15 protein-coding genes and 1 tRNA gene are annotated in these 16,278 nt (G+C 43.4%); 9 read left to right on the forward strand and 7 right to left on the reverse strand.

The genetic code is table 11. From position 1 onward, the window contains the following. Positions 1-87: 87 nt before the first annotated feature. Positions 88-1,260: an acyl-CoA dehydrogenase family protein gene (locus ACNQO6_RS10875; RefSeq protein ID WP_005227399.1), complete on the reverse strand. Its 1,173-nt coding sequence runs from the start codon at positions 1,258-1,260 to the stop codon at positions 88-90. 188 nt (positions 1,261-1,448) lie between these two features. On the opposite strand from ACNQO6_RS10875, the gene ACNQO6_RS10880 reads away from it, so the two are divergent. The 6 genes from ACNQO6_RS10880 (at position 1,449) to ACNQO6_RS10905 (ending at position 7,005) form a co-directional block, all read left to right on the forward strand. Further along, positions 1,449-1,706, forward strand: coding sequence for an FAD assembly factor SdhE (locus tag ACNQO6_RS10880; RefSeq protein ID WP_343580083.1), 258 nt, complete (start codon positions 1,449-1,451; stop codon positions 1,704-1,706). Beyond that, positions 1,693-2,088, forward strand: coding sequence for a hypothetical protein (locus ACNQO6_RS10885; protein WP_343580084.1), 396 nt, complete (start codon positions 1,693-1,695; stop codon positions 2,086-2,088). The genes ACNQO6_RS10880 and ACNQO6_RS10885 overlap by 14 nt, the downstream gene beginning before the upstream one ends. A gap of 207 nt (positions 2,089-2,295) precedes the next feature. After that, a complete protein-coding gene (locus ACNQO6_RS10890) occupies positions 2,296-2,499 on the forward strand; it encodes a hypothetical protein (RefSeq protein WP_343580085.1) in 204 nt (67 codons plus the stop codon). Positions 2,500-2,858: 359 nt separating this feature from the next. Continuing rightward, positions 2,859-3,962 (forward strand): hypothetical protein, encoded by a 1,104-nt coding sequence (locus ACNQO6_RS10895; protein WP_440208951.1) that lies wholly within the window; start codon positions 2,859-2,861, stop codon positions 3,960-3,962. Between the two features lie 76 nt (positions 3,963-4,038). Continuing rightward, the gene (gene rrtA / locus ACNQO6_RS10900) at positions 4,039-4,617 is read left to right on the forward strand and encodes a rhombosortase (protein WP_440208952.1); all 579 of its coding nucleotides are present in this window, start codon (positions 4,039-4,041) and stop codon (positions 4,615-4,617) included. Positions 4,618-4,800: 183 nt separating this feature from the next. Beyond that, positions 4,801-7,005, forward strand: coding sequence for a TRAP transporter large permease subunit (locus ACNQO6_RS10905; RefSeq protein WP_343580088.1), 2,205 nt, complete (start codon positions 4,801-4,803; stop codon positions 7,003-7,005). Positions 7,006-7,065: 60 nt separating this feature from the next. Here the strand turns inward: ACNQO6_RS10905 and ACNQO6_RS10910 are convergent, their stop codons facing one another. Both ACNQO6_RS10910 and ACNQO6_RS10915 read right to left on the reverse strand, forming a co-directional pair. Continuing rightward, positions 7,066-7,941, reverse strand: coding sequence for a DMT family transporter (locus ACNQO6_RS10910; RefSeq protein WP_440208953.1), 876 nt, complete (start codon positions 7,939-7,941; stop codon positions 7,066-7,068). Positions 7,942-8,032: 91 nt separating this feature from the next. Then, entirely contained in the window at positions 8,033-8,812 is a 780-nt protein-coding gene (locus ACNQO6_RS10915; RefSeq protein ID WP_440208970.1) for an AraC family transcriptional regulator, read from the reverse strand. A gap of 112 nt (positions 8,813-8,924) precedes the next feature. Between ACNQO6_RS10915 and ACNQO6_RS10920 the strand changes: the two genes are divergently transcribed. Continuing rightward, positions 8,925-9,839 carry a DMT family transporter gene (locus ACNQO6_RS10920; protein WP_440208954.1) on the forward strand — a complete coding sequence of 305 codons (915 nt, stop codon included), beginning with the start codon at positions 8,925-8,927 and terminating at the stop codon, positions 9,837-9,839. Positions 9,840-9,889: 50 nt separating this feature from the next. Here ACNQO6_RS10920 and ACNQO6_RS10925 read toward each other — a convergent pair whose 3' ends face one another. From ACNQO6_RS10925 to ACNQO6_RS10935, 3 genes are read right to left on the reverse strand one after another with little or no spacing between them, the layout of a single operon-like run. Further along, the gene (locus ACNQO6_RS10925) at positions 9,890-10,342 is read right to left on the reverse strand and encodes a hypothetical protein (RefSeq protein ID WP_440208955.1); all 453 of its coding nucleotides are present in this window, start codon (positions 10,340-10,342) and stop codon (positions 9,890-9,892) included. An 11-nt stretch (positions 10,343-10,353) separates the two neighbouring features. Then, on the reverse strand, positions 10,354-10,560 hold the full coding sequence (locus ACNQO6_RS10930; protein WP_004775846.1) for a YheV family putative metal-binding protein: 207 nt from the start codon (positions 10,558-10,560) through the stop codon (positions 10,354-10,356). Between the two features lie 38 nt (positions 10,561-10,598). Beyond that, positions 10,599-12,638: a M3 family metallopeptidase gene (locus tag ACNQO6_RS10935; RefSeq protein WP_440208956.1), complete on the reverse strand. Its 2,040-nt coding sequence runs from the start codon at positions 12,636-12,638 to the stop codon at positions 10,599-10,601. Positions 12,639-12,950: 312 nt separating this feature from the next. Between ACNQO6_RS10935 and ACNQO6_RS10940 the strand changes: the two genes are divergently transcribed. Beyond that, positions 12,951-13,364, forward strand: a complete 414-nt coding sequence (locus ACNQO6_RS10940) for a putative four-helix membrane protein (protein WP_440208957.1) — start codon at positions 12,951-12,953, stop codon at positions 13,362-13,364. Between the two features lie 59 nt (positions 13,365-13,423). On the opposite strand, the gene rnr is transcribed toward ACNQO6_RS10940, so the two are convergent. Next, positions 13,424-15,862 carry a ribonuclease R gene (rnr, locus tag ACNQO6_RS10945; RefSeq protein WP_440208958.1) on the reverse strand — a complete coding sequence of 813 codons (2,439 nt, stop codon included), beginning with the start codon at positions 15,860-15,862 and terminating at the stop codon, positions 13,424-13,426. 260 nt (positions 15,863-16,122) lie between these two features. On the opposite strand from rnr, the gene ACNQO6_RS10950 reads away from it, so the two are divergent. After that, a tRNA-Ser gene (locus tag ACNQO6_RS10950) sits at positions 16,123-16,212 on the forward strand. Positions 16,213-16,278: the final 66 nt, after the last annotated feature.

Below are 16,278 nucleotides of genomic sequence, written 5' to 3' on the forward strand. Positions count from 1 at the left end.
GTCCAGACGGGCAATGAAAAAACAGAAATTAAGTAAATAAAAAAGGGATCATACATCTAGCGTGATCCCTTAGGTTTTATAGATTTATTAGAGGGTACGTGAAATCAACTCTTTCATGATTTCATTGGTGCCTGCATAAATACGATTAGCACGGTTGTCGATATAGGCACGTGCAATTGGATATTCCAGCATGTAGCCATAACCCCCATGTAACTGTAAACATTCATCGACCACTTTCGAGAACATATCGGAAATTTTATATTTTGCAGCGGCAGCAGCATCAACGCCTAAGCTTTCTTCAAGTTGCAATTCCATGCAGCGATCGAGGTAAGTACGGCAGAAATCAATTTCAGTCCGTAATTCAGCCAGTTTAAAACGGGTGTTCTGGAAGGTACTAATGGCTTTTCCGAAGGCTTTACGATCTTTGGTGTATTGCACCGTATGTGCAAAAGCGGCTTCAGCGCCCGCCTGACAAATGATGGCAACCAGCATGCGTTCCCATGCCAATTCTTTCATCAGCATCATAAAACCCATGCCTTCCATACCGAGCAGGTTTTCTTTCGGAACGCGGACATTGTCAAAGAACAGCTCACAGGTATCCTGTCCTTTCATCCCGATTTTATTGAGTGGTTTGCCTTTACTGAAACCCGCACGATCTGCTTCCACAATAATTAACGACAGATTGGCAGAACCTTTTTCACTATTGCCCGTCTTACACACCACGATGGCCATATCGCATAGATAGCCATTGGTAATAAAGATTTTTGAGCCATTAATCACATAGTCATCACCATCCAGTACCGCGGTAGTACGAACAGCCTGCAGGTCTGAACCTGTCCCAGGTTCAGTCATGGCAATCGCAGTGACCGCTTCACCCGTTGCCATTTTTGGCAGCCAGTGCTGCTTTTGTGCTTCATTACCAAAGTTGTTGATATAGTTGGCGACGATATCTGAATGTAATGAAAAACCGGTGCTCGAATCCATGGCATAGGCTTGTTCTTCAATCAGAATCATACTATAGAGGCGATCAACACCTGAGCCGCCATACTGCTCTGGCATGGTGGTACACAGCAAGCCCAGTTCGCCTGCCTTATTCCATAAGTCGCGATCAACATGTTGTTGTTTTTCATATTTTTCAATATTTGGAACAACTTCTTTTTCATAGAATTTACGTACAGTTTCACGAAATGCTTCATGATCAGAAGTAAAGAGTTTACGCGCGAGCATGTTTGGAACTGGACGAATTGCACCTGATTGCATTTTTTATATTTTCCCTGGTTTGTTGAATGTAAATCATCCTCCTCACCATACAAGAAATGGAAAATAGTGAACAATGTGATCAATGCTCAATTTGGTTGATGTATTTGGTCACTTGAGAAAAAACGCTGCGAAGTTAAACAGGGATCGGGTACACTATGGGGGAAAATTGTTGCATAGTGGAACAGATAATGTCTGATGAAATGACACTGGAAGAACGTAAGGTTGTGTATCGTGCACGTCGTGGTTTAAAAGAAATCGATGTATATTTTGACCCATATGTTAAAAGCTACTATCTCACAGCCGATCCTGCTGAAAAGGCCTTGTTTGCAGAGCTGGTTGATCAGGAAGATCCAGATTTACTGGACTGGTTCATGGAAGTTGGGGAGCCGCCAAGGACTGAACTGAAAGCATTTATTCTCAAACTAAAACATTATGTACACGGCTAATCGTGTTTTTGAGTTGCAATACAGTCGTTTTTCGATTGCATTGCAACTGTTTATATTGCTGTTGATTGTGACACTCACTTATTCTTTGCTTTCATTGGCGGTATGGTTAGGCAGTTGCTTCATATTGGCATTGAGCTGGTTTCTATTTCTAAAACAACCGCGATTAAAGCGTTTTGAGCATCTGGATCAGCAGGAATGGTCATTTGAGTTTTACGATTCATCTCTTCCGATCCAGACCCGATCCATCACAAGAATAATTGATCATCAGGCGTATATTGTGCTTTCTTTTTCTGATCCAAAACACAAAAACTTCATCATTTGGTGGGATCAGTTATCATTTTTACAGTGGAAAAACTTAAAATTACAGGCAAAACTTGCATAATTGTTTGACAATTCTACATCTATACAAAACTTATTATTTCATAAATTTCAATAAGATATTTTTTTAAAGCGCGATTTTTATTTAAATTGTTAGGTTAAATACTCTAAAGAATAGTGAAAATTATGATTGTCAGACAATCTGGCAGTCAAGGCCGATTTATTTTCGTTAAAGTACAAACACCAACGTAAAGTATGGTGGAGGTCCAAAATGGAAATTCCAACATGGTCGTTTCTGGTGATCGCAATTGTCTTTGCGATTGTAGTAGGAAGAGCAGGAACTTTACTCAGGGAATATCTTGAATCGCATCAACCTGTTGCTGCGACCAAGAGAAAGAGATTGAAAGTATCATCAATATATCACGCTCCCGTGAATGTCGATGGTGAACGCCAATCTAGTATCTATCAAAAGTAGATACGAAAAGTGTAGGAGGTCTCTATGGAGATTTCAATGTGGATGTTTCTGGTAATTGCGATCGTTATGGCGATTGTAGTAGGAAGAGCCGGGACATTACTCAAGGATTATTTTCAACAAAACTAAAAGATTAAGAGTTTCACGATTTTACCAGTTAATAAGTAGCATGTGCTGAACCGTCGCAATGCTACTTTTTTTTGCCTGAAATTTGTGTATTTCCGCAGATCTGTCAATTTATTCATGTGTGAAGTATGTCAAAATGTCCTCGTAAAATTAGAGCAATTACTCTTTAACTCAAGTATTGCATCTGATAATGTACAGCTAAAAGGAAAAAACAAATTATTAGAGGGACAGGAAGTATGTCTAAACTCCAAAAAATGGGACAAGGCGTAGCGGTTGCTTTGCTGACAACATCAATGTTATCCGGATGTTCATATGTCGTTAAAACTGGAGCGAATGTCGCCTTAGGTTTTGGTGAAAAGCATATTGTTCCACCGATTTTGGCGATGGATGATGCTGAAATGGTGTGTAATTCAGGAAATGCATTAACGCCTGCCGTGATGTCGACCAAAGATATGGGTGCCGATCCAACACGTATGGCTGTGCTGCTGTATACCGCAGCAGGGATTTGTGCTGAGAATCAGGCGCTGGAAGCGGAATTACGTTATTTACGTGCATCTAAAGCAGGTCAGGTTTCGGAAGCGCAAGACGCGCGTATCGAGCAGAAACGTTGGGCCGGGATTGCAGCGGAGCGCCAATATGCGGGTTATCAACTTTTTGCAAACCGTTGGGAATCAAAATACAAATATAAATTAGGCGATTCATGCCCAACCATGCGCAATGATCTGGATCAGACCGTGTATTTGCTGGGTATGGTCAGTGGCTTGCAAGCCATGACCAATGACATTAATTCGGGTGGTGCAATTAATGTACCTAAGGATATCGCCGGGATTGTTGAGCGTGGCATGACCTGTCTGGACAATGAAAAATTCTGGGGTGCGCCAATGGCGACTCGCGCCGTGATCTGGACTTTATTGCCAGGTGCGGGTGACGGTAAACCTGAACCGTATGCCACCATGAAACAATCAATGGCGATTGGTGAGAAGAAAGGTGTCCGCTTATCCCATGCTTTATATGCTGTTGCAGCACAGGCCAGTGGTGATGATGCAAAATTAAGAGATGCACTCCGTTCCTATGCCGCAGCAACAGGGGATGAGAAGCCTGCAAACCCTCAATTTAGACTGATCGATAAAATGGCCGGTTTGATGGTTCGTGGCATTGCAGACCGTTACTGGACTGAAAATACCGGTGTCAGAGCAGGCGATGAAGGCATGACCACATTCTGGGATGATAAACAGGAAAGTTCAGCCGAGCTGGACTCACTCTTTGATGGTGGAGGCGAAGGTGCGTCTGCACCGGCACAGGATGAGGCTGCTCCAGCGCAAGAAACGCCAGCTAAGTAACCTGAATTAAACGGCCTTTTATCTCAGAAGTACTTACACTGGGTAAAAGGTCTGTTTTTCAAGAGGTGATCAATTAATGAAAGATCAAATATGGATAGAAAAAGTCATTTTGATCGCGATATGTGTTTCGATATCGGCATGTCTGCAAGTTTTTGCTGATCATTTCATTTACTGGAGACCCAGTTTACTTACCGAGTTCTGGCGGTTATGGACCGCGCACTGGGTACATGTTGGCTGGATACATTTTCTGTTAAATATGCTGGCATTTGCATGTTTACCTTTTATTTTTCCACATGTCCGCAACTGGCATTTATGGGCATTAATGTTGCTCCTGCCTCCATTTATTAGTTTGGTTTTCTATTTCTATCTACCTTATATCGATGCCTATGCCGGGCTTTCCGGCGTGCTGCATGGCCTGTACACAGCTGTTGGGCTGGTATATTTGCAATATAAGAAAGAACGTAAGTTCGCTATTCTGGTCTTGGCCTTGATTGCAGCGAAACTGATTTGGGAAAATACTTTTGGACAAACTGGAACGGCCCAGTTGATTGGGAGTCCGGTGCTTACTGAAGCACATTTGATTGGTGCAATCGGTGGGGTGCTATGTGGATTAAGTTATTTATTTATAAGAAGGAATAAAATAGAGAACATCTAAATTGATAAAAACAACCAACAAAAAAGTGATTGTAGTCATTCTTTTTTGAAAAAATTTGATTCAAATTTAAGCGGTTTAAAGGGATTGGTTAAGAAGAGGGTAAATTCATTTATCTATCAACCATGGACAGCGCATGATTCAACATCTTTGGATGGATGTTGATAAGAATAAACTGGAATAGACATGCAAAATGATCAAGAGAAAAAATCCGGATTAGCCCGGTTAGGCTATATCTGGAATGATTGGATATCAACCTTCATCATTCTTGCTTTGTTGCTAATGACTTTGCTTATTGGTACTGGCGAGATGATTCACGGTCAAATGCTCCGTATGGGGGAGCGGCTTTACGGTGATCAGACCACAGGAATGCAATATTCGTTTTTACGGGCAGAGCCTGAAAAACCATCTTGTGATCGACATCCGAATATTGATGCACAAGTTCAGGCGCAGATGAAGGCCAATGCTGCTGATGAATTTGCAAGTATGTTCGGGGCTGCTTCTGAGTCTGATGTGCGTACCTCTTTGCTGGCAGCACAGCAGCAGTGTGAAGAAAAATATCAATTCTATGATAAGGCCATGAAGCATTTGGAAGCACATCCAAGTATTCGTACTTATCGAAAGGTTGAGACAACGTTCTTTGGAATTTTCAAATTAGGTTCTGAAAACCAGACCGTAATTTTACTGGTTATGGTGTTGTTTGCTTCAATTACAGCATCATTGCGTTACCACCATATTGGTTTACGTGCACCAAAAACCAAGATTGACTTCCGTGTCTATTCAGCCTTGATGGTGGCGGGGAATGCCTTACTGAGCTATTCAGTGGTTAGCCAATATCATTCTGTACTGAATTCGGGGGTTGAAGTTGCAGGGAAAACGGCGGTCTTGTACTGGTTGTGGATTGCATTATTTGTATCCCTGACCATTATCAGTATCTTCCAGTTTATCTTTATACCGAAGACGGCTCAGCCGAAGGGCAACTTTGGTTTAGCTTTACTCAGTGTGCCATTGTACGCCTTCATGTCTCTGGTAACCGGTATTGTATTTACCTTCTTCATGGATTATCCAATGGGGCAAGGGATCTACTTGGGTATTCTGGTTGAGTTCTCGGGTATTTTCCTGAATCTTGCACTGTTTATTTGGGCCGGTATGTTACTGACTCAAACCCGTGTGATGGATTTATTCTTAAATATCCTGCGTCCATGGAACCTGGCACCAGAAACTTTAACCTGGTTGATCCTGATCGCAGCAGCGATTCCAACAGCTTATACTGGTGCTTCCGGGATTTTCGTAATTGCAGCCGGTGCAATCATTTATAAAGAAGTCTGGAATTCGGGTGCGCGTCGTCAATATGCATTGGCTGTATCGGCAATGTCAGGCTCTTTAGGTGTGGTGATTCGCCCATGCTTACTGGTCATCCTGATCTCAATGCTCGACAGCCGTCATGTGACTTCTACCGAATTATTTGATCACGGTATCTATGTCTTCTGGTTAACTGCATTTATTTTCCTCGGTGTTTCATTAATTCTTGCCGAAGAAAAATTTCGCGTGAATTCACCTAAGGTTGCAGTGCCTGGCATGTTACGTGCCTGTGTACCTGTCATTCCTTATGTGATTATCGGTTTTGCTGTGGTGATGTTCTATAAGTTGGCTTTAGATACATCAATCAATGAATTCACTGCACCAATGATTTTACCGTTGGTATTGATCGCAATGATCTTGTTTGACAAGCTCTTCGCATCAAAAATGGCGCCAGCGCCTGTGATTGATCCTAAGCATGAAGCTCTGGTCCGTGAACACGAGAAAAAATCTGAGTTCCTGAAGTCTCATGATCCACATGGGGGCAAGCACTTTGGTTTTGGTGGTGCATTACGTTTTGCAACCTCAGAAACAGTTGGACATATCGGTGCGTTGATTCTGCTGATGGCCTTGTCTGCAAGTGTCGGTGGCTTGATTGAACGTGCTGAAGTGGTGGAATTATTACCAACACACTTGGGCAATATCTATATTTCACTTGCCTTTATTGCACTGTTACTGGCGATTATTGGTATGACGACCGATCCATTCGGCGCCGTGATTCTGGTAGCGGCAACGGTTGCACCTGTGGCCTACGAGAATGGTATTCATCCGATTCATTTCTGGATGATTGTACTAGTCGCCTTCGAATTTGGTTATGTAACGCCACCGGTTGCATTGAACCACTTGCTAACGCGACTCTCCGTCGGGGATGAAGAGGTCTCGGCCGCCGACAGGGAAGCGAAAGAGAAATACACCAGTTTCTACTTCCGTTATGAACGTTGGTTATTGCCGATTATCGTATTGTTCTCATCGTTGGTGCTGGTGACCTATGCACCTTATATCTTCCAGATGTTTGGCTGGTATAAGCACTAACAATTGAAATTAAAAAAGCACCTACGGGTGCTTTTTTTTTAACGTCTTTATTTTTATTTATTAAGTCTGCTTTTGCCTTTGGATTAGTGGACTGCATAATAGAATTGCCAATAAAATAATGCCGAAACCAATCACACTGTATAAATCTGGCACTTCATTCCAGAGTAAAAAGCCCCAAATTCCGGCGAAGATAATCGCAATATAATTCACAGGGGCAATTTGTCCAGCAGGGGCAAGACGGTAGGCATGAGACATAAAGATCTGGCTGACATTGGCTAAGACGCCTGCCGCGACCAGGAAAAATAATTCATGTAGATGATAAGGTCGCCATACCCAGAACATCGGAATCACCGAAAGCAGGGAACCAATCAGACAGAAGTAAAATACGATCCGTTCAGGTGGTTCGGTTTGGGTCAGGGCACGAACGGTAACAAAGGCCATAGAGGCCAATAGACTTGAACTGATGCCGACAATGGAGATCCAGTTTAATAAACCTTGATCGGGTTTTGCCACACAGAATACGCCCATAAATCCCAGCCCTGCAGCGCACAGCATCGCCGTAGTAACTTTTTCTTTCAGGAACAGCCAGGCAATTAAAGGAATAAAAATCGGAGAAGAATAGGTAAATACCATGGCATTGGAGAGTTTCAGATGTGCGATGGCATAGAAGAAGCCATACATGGCTGCAAGCCCGACGATACTGCGCCAGGTATGCATCCAGAGTTTTTCTGTTTTTACAAATCCCATGCCTTGTTTAAAAATAAAAGGCAGAAATAGGATCAGCCCCACCACATTACGGAAAAACACAATGGTGTAATTATCGACCGTATGAGAAGCATAACGAATACAAATACCCATCACAGAGAAAAGTAGTGCAGAAATCGTTAGGCAACCAATCGCCAAAAAGAGATTGCGATTCGTTTGGGAAGTATCCATAACCAGGGCAGTATCGAGAATTTGGGCTTATTTTATGCCTGTGTGGAAGTGAAGGGAATGTGTATTTTTCTGTTAGGAATGTGTGATGCCTTTAAACTGCGTGATCAGAAAATTGTTTCAGATAGTCACTGGGCGTCATACTGGTTTCACGTTTAAACATGGCACTAAAGGCGCTGGGACTATCGTATCCCAAATCTAAGGCTACATTCAGCACCGGCTTATGCATGGCTAAATCAATCATGGCCTGCATCAGTTTTGCCTGTCGAACCCAATGGGAAAAATGTAGGCCAGTTTCTTTTTGAAAATGACGTGCCAGCGTTTTAGTGCTGATATGTAATTGTTGTGCGCTCTCTTCCAGACTCCATTCCAAAGCCAGATTTTCTTTAATGCGCTGGCATAACTGCTGAAGCTTGGGGCTTTGTGGGTCGGGCAAATTAAAAGCCAGTGCGGGCAGAAGACGAACTTCGTCCAGAATAAGCTGTAGCAGCCTTTCATTGCGACTTGCTGGTTGAATCGTGCTTTGTATATGCATCGCACTACTGATCAATTCACGTAATAACGCTGGAATTGCAACCACGCGACATTGATCTGGCAGATCGTTTTGAGTTGAGTTTTCAATAAAAACGCCTCTTGCTTTAACTTCACCACTGCTCAGTAGCGCATGCGGTTTTTGGGCTGGTATCCAGACGCCTCTTCCTGGCGGTGTAATCCAGATGCCTTCATGAGTTTGGACACGGATCACGCCTGTCAGGGTATGAATTAGCTGAATCCGATCATGACTATGCCAGTCTTCAATATGACCATGGGGATAATTCTCCGAGAAGGCATAAACCGGATAATCCAGAAAACTATGTTGAAAATTTTTTCCCATACGGTGCGCAGCCAAAAATGTCTCTTTTAAAACAGTTATCGTCTTTTTATCGAGTAAAAGCAAATTGATTGTTTTTTAGCATGATCGGTACGGCTATGTACAGGTTTTGATTATGTTTCAGAAAGCTTATTTTTATCCATTATTCGCCATTTTATTTTGGGCTGGGAATGTGGTGGTGTCTAAAATGGCCAGCCATGCAATTTCACCAGTTGCGATCACTTTTTATCGTTTGGTACTGGCGCTCACTGTGATGAGTATGTTTGTGCTGATTCCGGTCTGGAAAAATCGACAGACCATTAAGCAGTATTGGAAACAGTTGGCACTTGGTGGTTTTCTTTCCGTGTCTTTATTCCAGTTTTTGTCCTATCAGGCAGCAGCGACGACCACGGCAACCAATATGGCGATCGTCACTGCCTTGATTCCATTACTCACCATGATCTTGAGTAGTGTGTTGCTCAAAGACCGGATCAGCTATGGCATGTTATTCGGTGGCGCACTGTCTTTTTATGGCATTTTATATTTATTGGGTCATGGCAGTATTCGCAATATATGGGGGCAGGGCGTACATCTCGGTGATGGTTTAATGCTGATTGCAGCAGCAGGCTATGCTTTATATGGGGTGTTATTAAAGCGCTGGAAAATGCCGATTCCTGCCTGGCAATCGAATTTCGTCCAGTCCAGCTTTGCGATTTTATATGTCTTGCCATTCTTTGTGTTTTTACCGGCCCAAGATATACAGTTAAATCAGCAAACCATTCCACTGATTGTTTATGCCAGTATTTTCTCATCGGTCTTGTTGTCTTATTTATGGATTGAAGGGGTCCGACATTTAGGACCGAATTGCAACAGTATCTTTATGAACCTGTTGCCTTTATTTACCGCATTGATTGCAGTGGCCCTACTCGGAGAACATTTGCAAATGTTCCATTATATTGGTGGTGGTTTGACTTTGGTGGGAATCTTGATTGCACAAACGATTCAGAAACCAATTCAGTTGAAATCGCGTTCTGGACAAATTTTAGATTAAAAACGTTCGGCAATAAAAAAGCTTTAACGAAAGTTAAAGCTTTTTATGTTTTAAGAGTGATTCTGGGCAGCAAGTTGCGCTTCTAATAACTTGATCTGCTCTTCCTTCAGTTTAAGCATTTGATCAACATCCTCATGTTGCTGCTTAAGCTCATGTTGCTGGTCTTGAAGTTGCAGGTGAATATCATCCAGTTTTGCAATTTCTTCCTTGGCCAGGCTGTCATTGGTTGGAAGCGGCGCTTTAATAATCGACTCTTCAACCAGTTTAATTGGCGCCGCAGGCTCATTTTCCGCAGTCACGTTTTCATTGCTGACAGCAGGGTCTGGTTGAGACGTGGTAACAGCGGTCTGAGCCGCAGCAGGTTGAGTTGGTGTTGTTGTCGATTGCTGATCTTTTTGTGCTAAAAACCATTGGACAGCAAGGAACAGAACCACAACAACACTTATTCCACCGATGATCATCCATAATAATCTGGAATTTTCAGTTGGATATGTGGACATCATTTTTAACCTTTCTAGTCAAAATGACGAGGTTTGAACTGTATCACCCCAATTTCATCTGGCTCAGCGGGTTGTTGCTCTTCCACGTGGGTGGGGCGCTTCTCGCTATAAGCACAGTCGATACATTCAATCCACTCGTCATCCACAGTGATGATCTTAACCACACGATCTAACGCTCCACATTTGGGACATTTTGCACCCGCGATGAATTGTCTTTTCATGTCAGTTCATTACACCCTGTGAATAATAATGACATAGTTTAAGCGGTTTTATCTGTGTTCGTCCAACCTTGATGACGTAATAACGCATCTATTTTAGGCTCTCTTTTTCGGAAATTGCGAAACGCATCAAGAGCTGTATCTTTTCCGCCAACTGCTAGAATAAACTTTCTAAACTCTTTTCCAGTCTCGGTATTAAAAATACCTTCGCTTTCGAAACGGTCAAAGGCATCACTGGCTAAAACTTCTGCCCATTTATATGAGTAGTAGCCCGCAGCGTAGCCACCCGCGAAAATATGACTGAAACTGTGCTGGAAACGGTTATATGGAACAGTTGGGGCAACGGCAAACTTATGGCGAATTTCATCCAGCGTGTCCTGAATCTGCTGGCTGTTTAATGCCGGGGCTTGATGGTGAATGGTCAGGTCGAACAGCGCAAATTCAATCTGACGTAGCGTTTGCATACCCGACTGGAAGAAACGTGCATTCAATAAGGCTGATAGCAGTTCTTGTGGCAGGGTTTGTTTGGTTTCGGTATGTTCACTCAGCACGTCCAGACTTTCATTGTCCCACGCCCAGAACTCCATGAACTGACTTGGCAGCTCCACTGCATCCCACGCCACGCCGTGTGTACCTGCAACCGAGATGTTGTCCACTTCGGTGAGCATGTGATGTAAGCCATGTCCAAACTCATGGAATAAGGTAATGACTTCATCGTGGGTTAGCAGGGCAGGTTGATCGCCAATCGGTGGAGTAAAGTTACACACCATGTAGCAAATCGGTTTTTGCAGACCAGTGGTGGTTTGTACGCGGGAACGGAAGCCGCTCATCCATGCGCCACCACGTTTGCCATTGCGGGCATACAGGTCGAAGTAGAAACCACCGACCACTTGACCTTGATCTTCAATTTCAAAATAGCGCACATCATCCTGCCAAACGGGTGCCTGACGTTCGATGATCTGGATACCGTACAGGCGTTGCACGATCTGGAATAAACCTTGTACCACTTTTGGTGCAGGGAAATATGGCTTAAGCGCTTCTTGAGAAAGGTTGAATTGTTGTTGTTTCAACTTTTCAGAATAATAGGTTGCATCCCATGGTTTAAGTTCATCAATACCATCCTGCTGTGCAATCGCCTTGAGTTCTGCAATTTCAGCCAGTGCTGGGGTGCGTGCATGTTCTGCCAGATCAACCAGAAATTTATCCACCGTTTCGACATCTGGAGCCATTTTGCTGGCCAGTGAATATTCAGCGAAATTATTGAAACCTAGCAGTTGCGCCATTTCCTGACGTAAGCTGAGGATTTCTTCCATCACAGGGGTGTTATCAAATTCAGTCTTGTCAGACTGCTCAGATGCGCGGGTGACATAGGCCTTATACAGCTCTTCTCTTAATTCACGATCCTCGGCATAGGTCATAATTGCAAAATAGGCAGGGAAGTCGAGTGTGGCTACAGCCTGCTCAAGCTCGCGCTGTTGTCCGTATTGTTTTAACAGTTCAACGCTGCTTTGCGGTAGACCTTTAAGTTGTGCTTCTGCTAAAGGCTTAAAGTAGGCTTGGGTTGCATCAAGCACATGATTCGAGAAGTCTGAAGACAACTGCGATAAACGTGCCGAAATTTCTGCATAACGTTTTTTGGCTTCGCCTTCGAGAGCCACACCAGACAGTTTAAAGTCACGAAGTGCGAGCTTAATAGCACTTTGTTGGGCTTCACTGAGTGTTTGAAATGCAGCGCTATCATGAATCTGTTGATAGGTTTGATATAGCGCCGTGTGTTGTCCAAGCTGGGTGTAGTATTCGCTTAAACTTGGTAAAAGCGCCTGATACACCTCACGGGTTTCGGCATTGTTCATCACAGCATTGAGATGCGACAAAATGCCCCAAGACTCACTCATATTATTTTCAAGCTGATCGACTTCACTCAATGTTGCCAGTTGTGCTTCGGTGCCTTGTGGAACCTCATTAAGTTGATTGAGGAAGTCTTGACCGTTTTGAATCGTTTGTTCGATCTGTTGTTTTAAGTCGGCAAGTTGAATCTGATCAAACTGGGGAGTGGGAAGTGTCGCTTGCTGTAGTGTCATTGTATTTTTGCCATATCATTTCTAAACATAGTTATAGATGTAGGGCTTAGCGAGGGAGAAATCAAGTGTAACTATGCTTCATCTCTTATATCTGGATTCATTTTTTTATTCATAAACGCCTGTAGGCTGTTTAGCAGCGTGGTTTGCATGGCGGCTGAAAAGCTTGATAAGTTCAGGGAATGGAAAGGTATTTTATCTACGGTGCAAATGTCTTGATGAAAACCAATTTCTTGCTAAACTCATGATCAAAGAAAAATCTAGCGAAGAAAATTTTCTAGCGCAATGCGTAACTAGATGGGTTAAACCGTAATCATGAGATTAAAAAATATCAGTGCTTTTTTCTTCACTTTTTGTGTATCTGCTCAGGCCAGTGCTACATTAAACAATGCGGTATATGTGGGCTCTAGGGGGATCGGAAGTCCATCTGCCAATAGTCCAGCCTCGACCTTATTCTTTCTTGTATGTGGCGCTGGGGCACTATATGTCTACTATAAATTATTCCTAAGCTGGTTTAAACGTAAGAAAAGTGGTGAAGAACCGGAACGGTTATATGGTTTTACGGACTGGGCAACCATGCTGGCAATATTTGGACTACTTGCATTGTTTGCCTCTGGACTGGTCTTTGTAATACTCAGCCTTTTTGGGGGAAGGGAGCTGGTACAACAAACCTGGTACATTATTTATTCTGGTTTTCTGGGGCTGCTTTTGTTGTTACATCGAACCTGATCGATAAAAACTTAAACCGGGAAAAATAAGAGAGCCGAAGCTCCCTTATCTTTTATCCATTACTCAGCCTTTGCTTTCGCATTCGACTTTTTCTTTTTCACTTTCTTTTTGGCCTTCTCTTTCGTATCAGGCTTAGCCGAAGCCTTCTTAGCCGGCTTTTTGCTATAAGAACTTGGTTTGTTCTTATCTTTTTTCTTGCGTACAGGTTTTTCGCCGTCTTCACTGACTTTAGCTTTCGTCGATGAAGGTGCTTTGCCAAATACTTCTTCCGTTGTTGACGCACGATTCGAGCTAGAAGGATTCGCAGTGCGAGGTGCTTTCTGGCGAATCACACGACCGAGATGGGTTAATTGCTGAACCAACTGGAAGTCAATTTTACGTTCTTCCAGATTTACGCCGGCCACTTGAATCTTGACTTCATCACCAAGGCTAAATGATTGACCACGATTCTGACCGATGAGGCTTTGGCTGGCCTGATCATACAGGAAGAAGTCTTCACCGAGCTGACTCACATGAATCATGCCATCCACATACAGGTCTTTCAGGGTGACGAACAGACCGAATTCGGTTACTGCACTAATCACACCGACAAACTCGTCGCCCAAATGCTGCTGCATATAATGGCATTTCAACCAAGTGGTGACGCTGCGTGATGCTTCATCAGCACGACGTTCAGTTTGTGAGAAATGCTCACCCGCATCATCTAATGCTGCACCTGAAAGCGGGTAAGGTTTCTTATCAAGATAAGCCTTAATCGCACGGTGTAACAATAAATCCGGATATCGGCGAATTGGCGAAGTGAAATGCGTATAGGCTTCATAAGCCAGACCGTAATGTCCTGCATTGTTTGCCCCATAATAGGCTTGCATCATTGAGCGTAATAACACTGCATGAATACTTGGTGCATCCAGACGATCTTTGGTCGCTTCAATCACGGCTTGGTAGTCGGCCTGAGTTGGCTGTTCAGGGAACGGTAAGCCCAGTAATTTGACGAAATCACGCACTTTTTGAATACGGGAGAACTCGGGTGCTTCATGCACACGATACAACATCGGAATGTCATGCTCTAATGAATACTCTGCTGCGGCAACATTGGCCAGCAACATGCATTCTTCAATCAGTTTATGCGCATCATTACGGGTACGTGGCAAGATTTCCTTGATTCCGCCTAGCTCATCAAAAGTCATGTAGGTTTCAATGGTTTCAAACTCCATTGCATGACGTTTGGCACGTAACTCTTTCAGCGTTTGGTAAAGCTGGAATAAAGTGTTTAATGATTTATGAATGGTTTTATCTGCCGGGATGGCATCTGTGGCACCTTCAAAATACTGGCCGACTTGGGTATAGGTCAACCGTGCCTTGGAATGCATCACCGCAGGGTAGAACTCATAACCTGTCACTTTACCTGCACGTGACAGCTTTAAATCACAGACCATACACAGACGGTCTACATGCGGATTTAAAGAGCATAGGCCATTGGATAAGGCTTCGGGCAGCATCGGCAACACGAAGTGCGGGAAATAAACCGAGGTCCCACGCTCTTCAGCTTCTTCATTTAAAGGTGAATCTAAACGGACGTAATGGCTCACATCGGCGATCGCGACCACCACACGATAACCACCACCTGCACGTTTTTCTGCAAATACTGCATCATCGAAGTCGCGGGCATCTTCACCATCAATAGTGACGAGCGGTAGATCACGTAAATCAACACGGCCTTTACGATCTTGTTCAGAAGGTTCTTTAAAGCTTTCGGCTTCCTTAATCACGGCTTCTGGAAATTCATAAGGCAAACCAAATTCTAGAATGGTCTGCGGAATAATGATTTCTGTATCGGCTTTATCCGCCATCGACTGCACCACATGCCCGGTCGCCAGTTCTTCACGGGTCGGGTAGTCATCAATAGCCACACGTAGCATATCGCCCACTTTGGCATTGGCATGTTCAATCAATTCTTTTTCTAAGGTAATCGGTTGATGCTGATTGGGATTGCCCGGTTGAATAAAATATTCACCTTCATGCTCAGCCACTTTACCAATAATCTGTTTAACTCGGCGCTGTACCACTTCGGTAATAAAGCCCCAGGCTTTACCTTTACGGTCAACGGAGGTCTGACGGACTTTAACGCGATCGCCATTAAAGACCAGACGTAATTCGCGTTCAGGCAGGAGCACATCATCCTGACCTGCAATGTTGGCAGTCCCCAAACCTTTACTATTGATATAAACCGTGGCCTCATGGCTCGGTAAATCGGTTGCAGGCTGGTATTTAAATCCATCCTTCATTAATTGCCCATCACGCACCATCGCACTTAAACGATGATTTAATGCATCAATACTTTTCTGATCGGGGATATTGAAGTGGTCAACCAGTTCTGCATGAGACTGGGCAGCTTTTAATTGTTCTAATGTAGTTAAAATAAGAGTTCGGCTAGGAATAGGATTATCGTAACGTTGCGCTTCTGCTTTTGCTTCGGGATCGGCCCAATTTTTAGTCATATCGTTTCATTTCACATCTGGCAGATCGGTTTAGCATAAGTCATTCAAACTCTAACTGCACGTCAAAGATTGCAAGATTCTGTTTATTGGCCCGATCCAAATAAAGGAGATAACGCTATATTAACAAGCGTAGAACTAAAAAATGCTGAAAAAATACGAAAATTGATTAAAAAGTATTTGATTGAGATGAAATAATGGAAAAAAATAGGAACATCCCTTGTGTAATGTGGTTTTAGTTTGTATTATTGCGCTCGTGTTACGGTGAGATGGGTGAGTGGCTGAAACCACATCCCTGCTAAGGATGCATACGGGTAACTGTATCGAGGGTTCGAATCCCTCTCTCACCGCCACTTTACTTAAGGCGCTCATAGCTCAGCTGGATAGAGCACTTGGCTACGAACTAAGGGGTCGGGAGT

Origin of the sequence: Acinetobacter calcoaceticus (genome assembly GCF_051947995.1) — a bacterium.
Classification (GTDB): domain Bacteria; phylum Pseudomonadota; class Gammaproteobacteria; order Pseudomonadales; family Moraxellaceae; genus Acinetobacter.

What these genes read in the sequence shown, in the direction of transcription:
- rrtA (WP_440208952.1), top strand. Translation starts at nt 4,039, where the DNA reads ATGAAAGATCAAATATGGATAGAAAAAGTCATTTTGATCGCGATATGT.
- ACNQO6_RS10910 (WP_440208953.1), bottom strand. Translation starts at nt 7,941, where the DNA reads ATGGATACTTCCCAAACGAATCGCAATCTCTTTTTGGCGATTGGTTGC.
- ACNQO6_RS10930 (WP_004775846.1), bottom strand. Translation starts at nt 10,560, where the DNA reads ATGAAAAGACAATTCATCGCGGGTGCAAAATGTCCCAAATGTGGAGCG.
- ACNQO6_RS10915 (WP_440208970.1), bottom strand. Translation starts at nt 8,812, where the DNA reads ATGGGAAAAAATTTTCAACATAGTTTTCTGGATTATCCGGTTTATGCC.
- ACNQO6_RS10875 (WP_005227399.1), bottom strand. Translation starts at nt 1,260, where the DNA reads ATGCAATCAGGTGCAATTCGTCCAGTTCCAAACATGCTCGCGCGTAAA.
- ACNQO6_RS10880 (WP_343580083.1), top strand. Translation starts at nt 1,449, where the DNA reads ATGTCTGATGAAATGACACTGGAAGAACGTAAGGTTGTGTATCGTGCA.
- ACNQO6_RS10905 (WP_343580088.1), top strand. Translation starts at nt 4,801, where the DNA reads ATGCAAAATGATCAAGAGAAAAAATCCGGATTAGCCCGGTTAGGCTAT.
- ACNQO6_RS10895 (WP_440208951.1), top strand. Translation starts at nt 2,859, where the DNA reads ATGTCTAAACTCCAAAAAATGGGACAAGGCGTAGCGGTTGCTTTGCTG.
- ACNQO6_RS10935 (WP_440208956.1), bottom strand. Translation starts at nt 12,638, where the DNA reads ATGACACTACAGCAAGCGACACTTCCCACTCCCCAGTTTGATCAGATT.
- rnr (WP_440208958.1), bottom strand. Translation starts at nt 15,862, where the DNA reads ATGACTAAAAATTGGGCCGATCCCGAAGCAAAAGCAGAAGCGCAACGT.
- ACNQO6_RS10920 (WP_440208954.1), top strand. Translation starts at nt 8,925, where the DNA reads ATGTTTCAGAAAGCTTATTTTTATCCATTATTCGCCATTTTATTTTGG.
- ACNQO6_RS10885 (WP_343580084.1), top strand. Translation starts at nt 1,693, where the DNA reads ATGTACACGGCTAATCGTGTTTTTGAGTTGCAATACAGTCGTTTTTCG.
- ACNQO6_RS10890 (WP_343580085.1), top strand. Translation starts at nt 2,296, where the DNA reads ATGGAAATTCCAACATGGTCGTTTCTGGTGATCGCAATTGTCTTTGCG.
- ACNQO6_RS10925 (WP_440208955.1), bottom strand. Translation starts at nt 10,342, where the DNA reads ATGATGTCCACATATCCAACTGAAAATTCCAGATTATTATGGATGATC.
- ACNQO6_RS10940 (WP_440208957.1), top strand. Translation starts at nt 12,951, where the DNA reads ATGAGATTAAAAAATATCAGTGCTTTTTTCTTCACTTTTTGTGTATCT.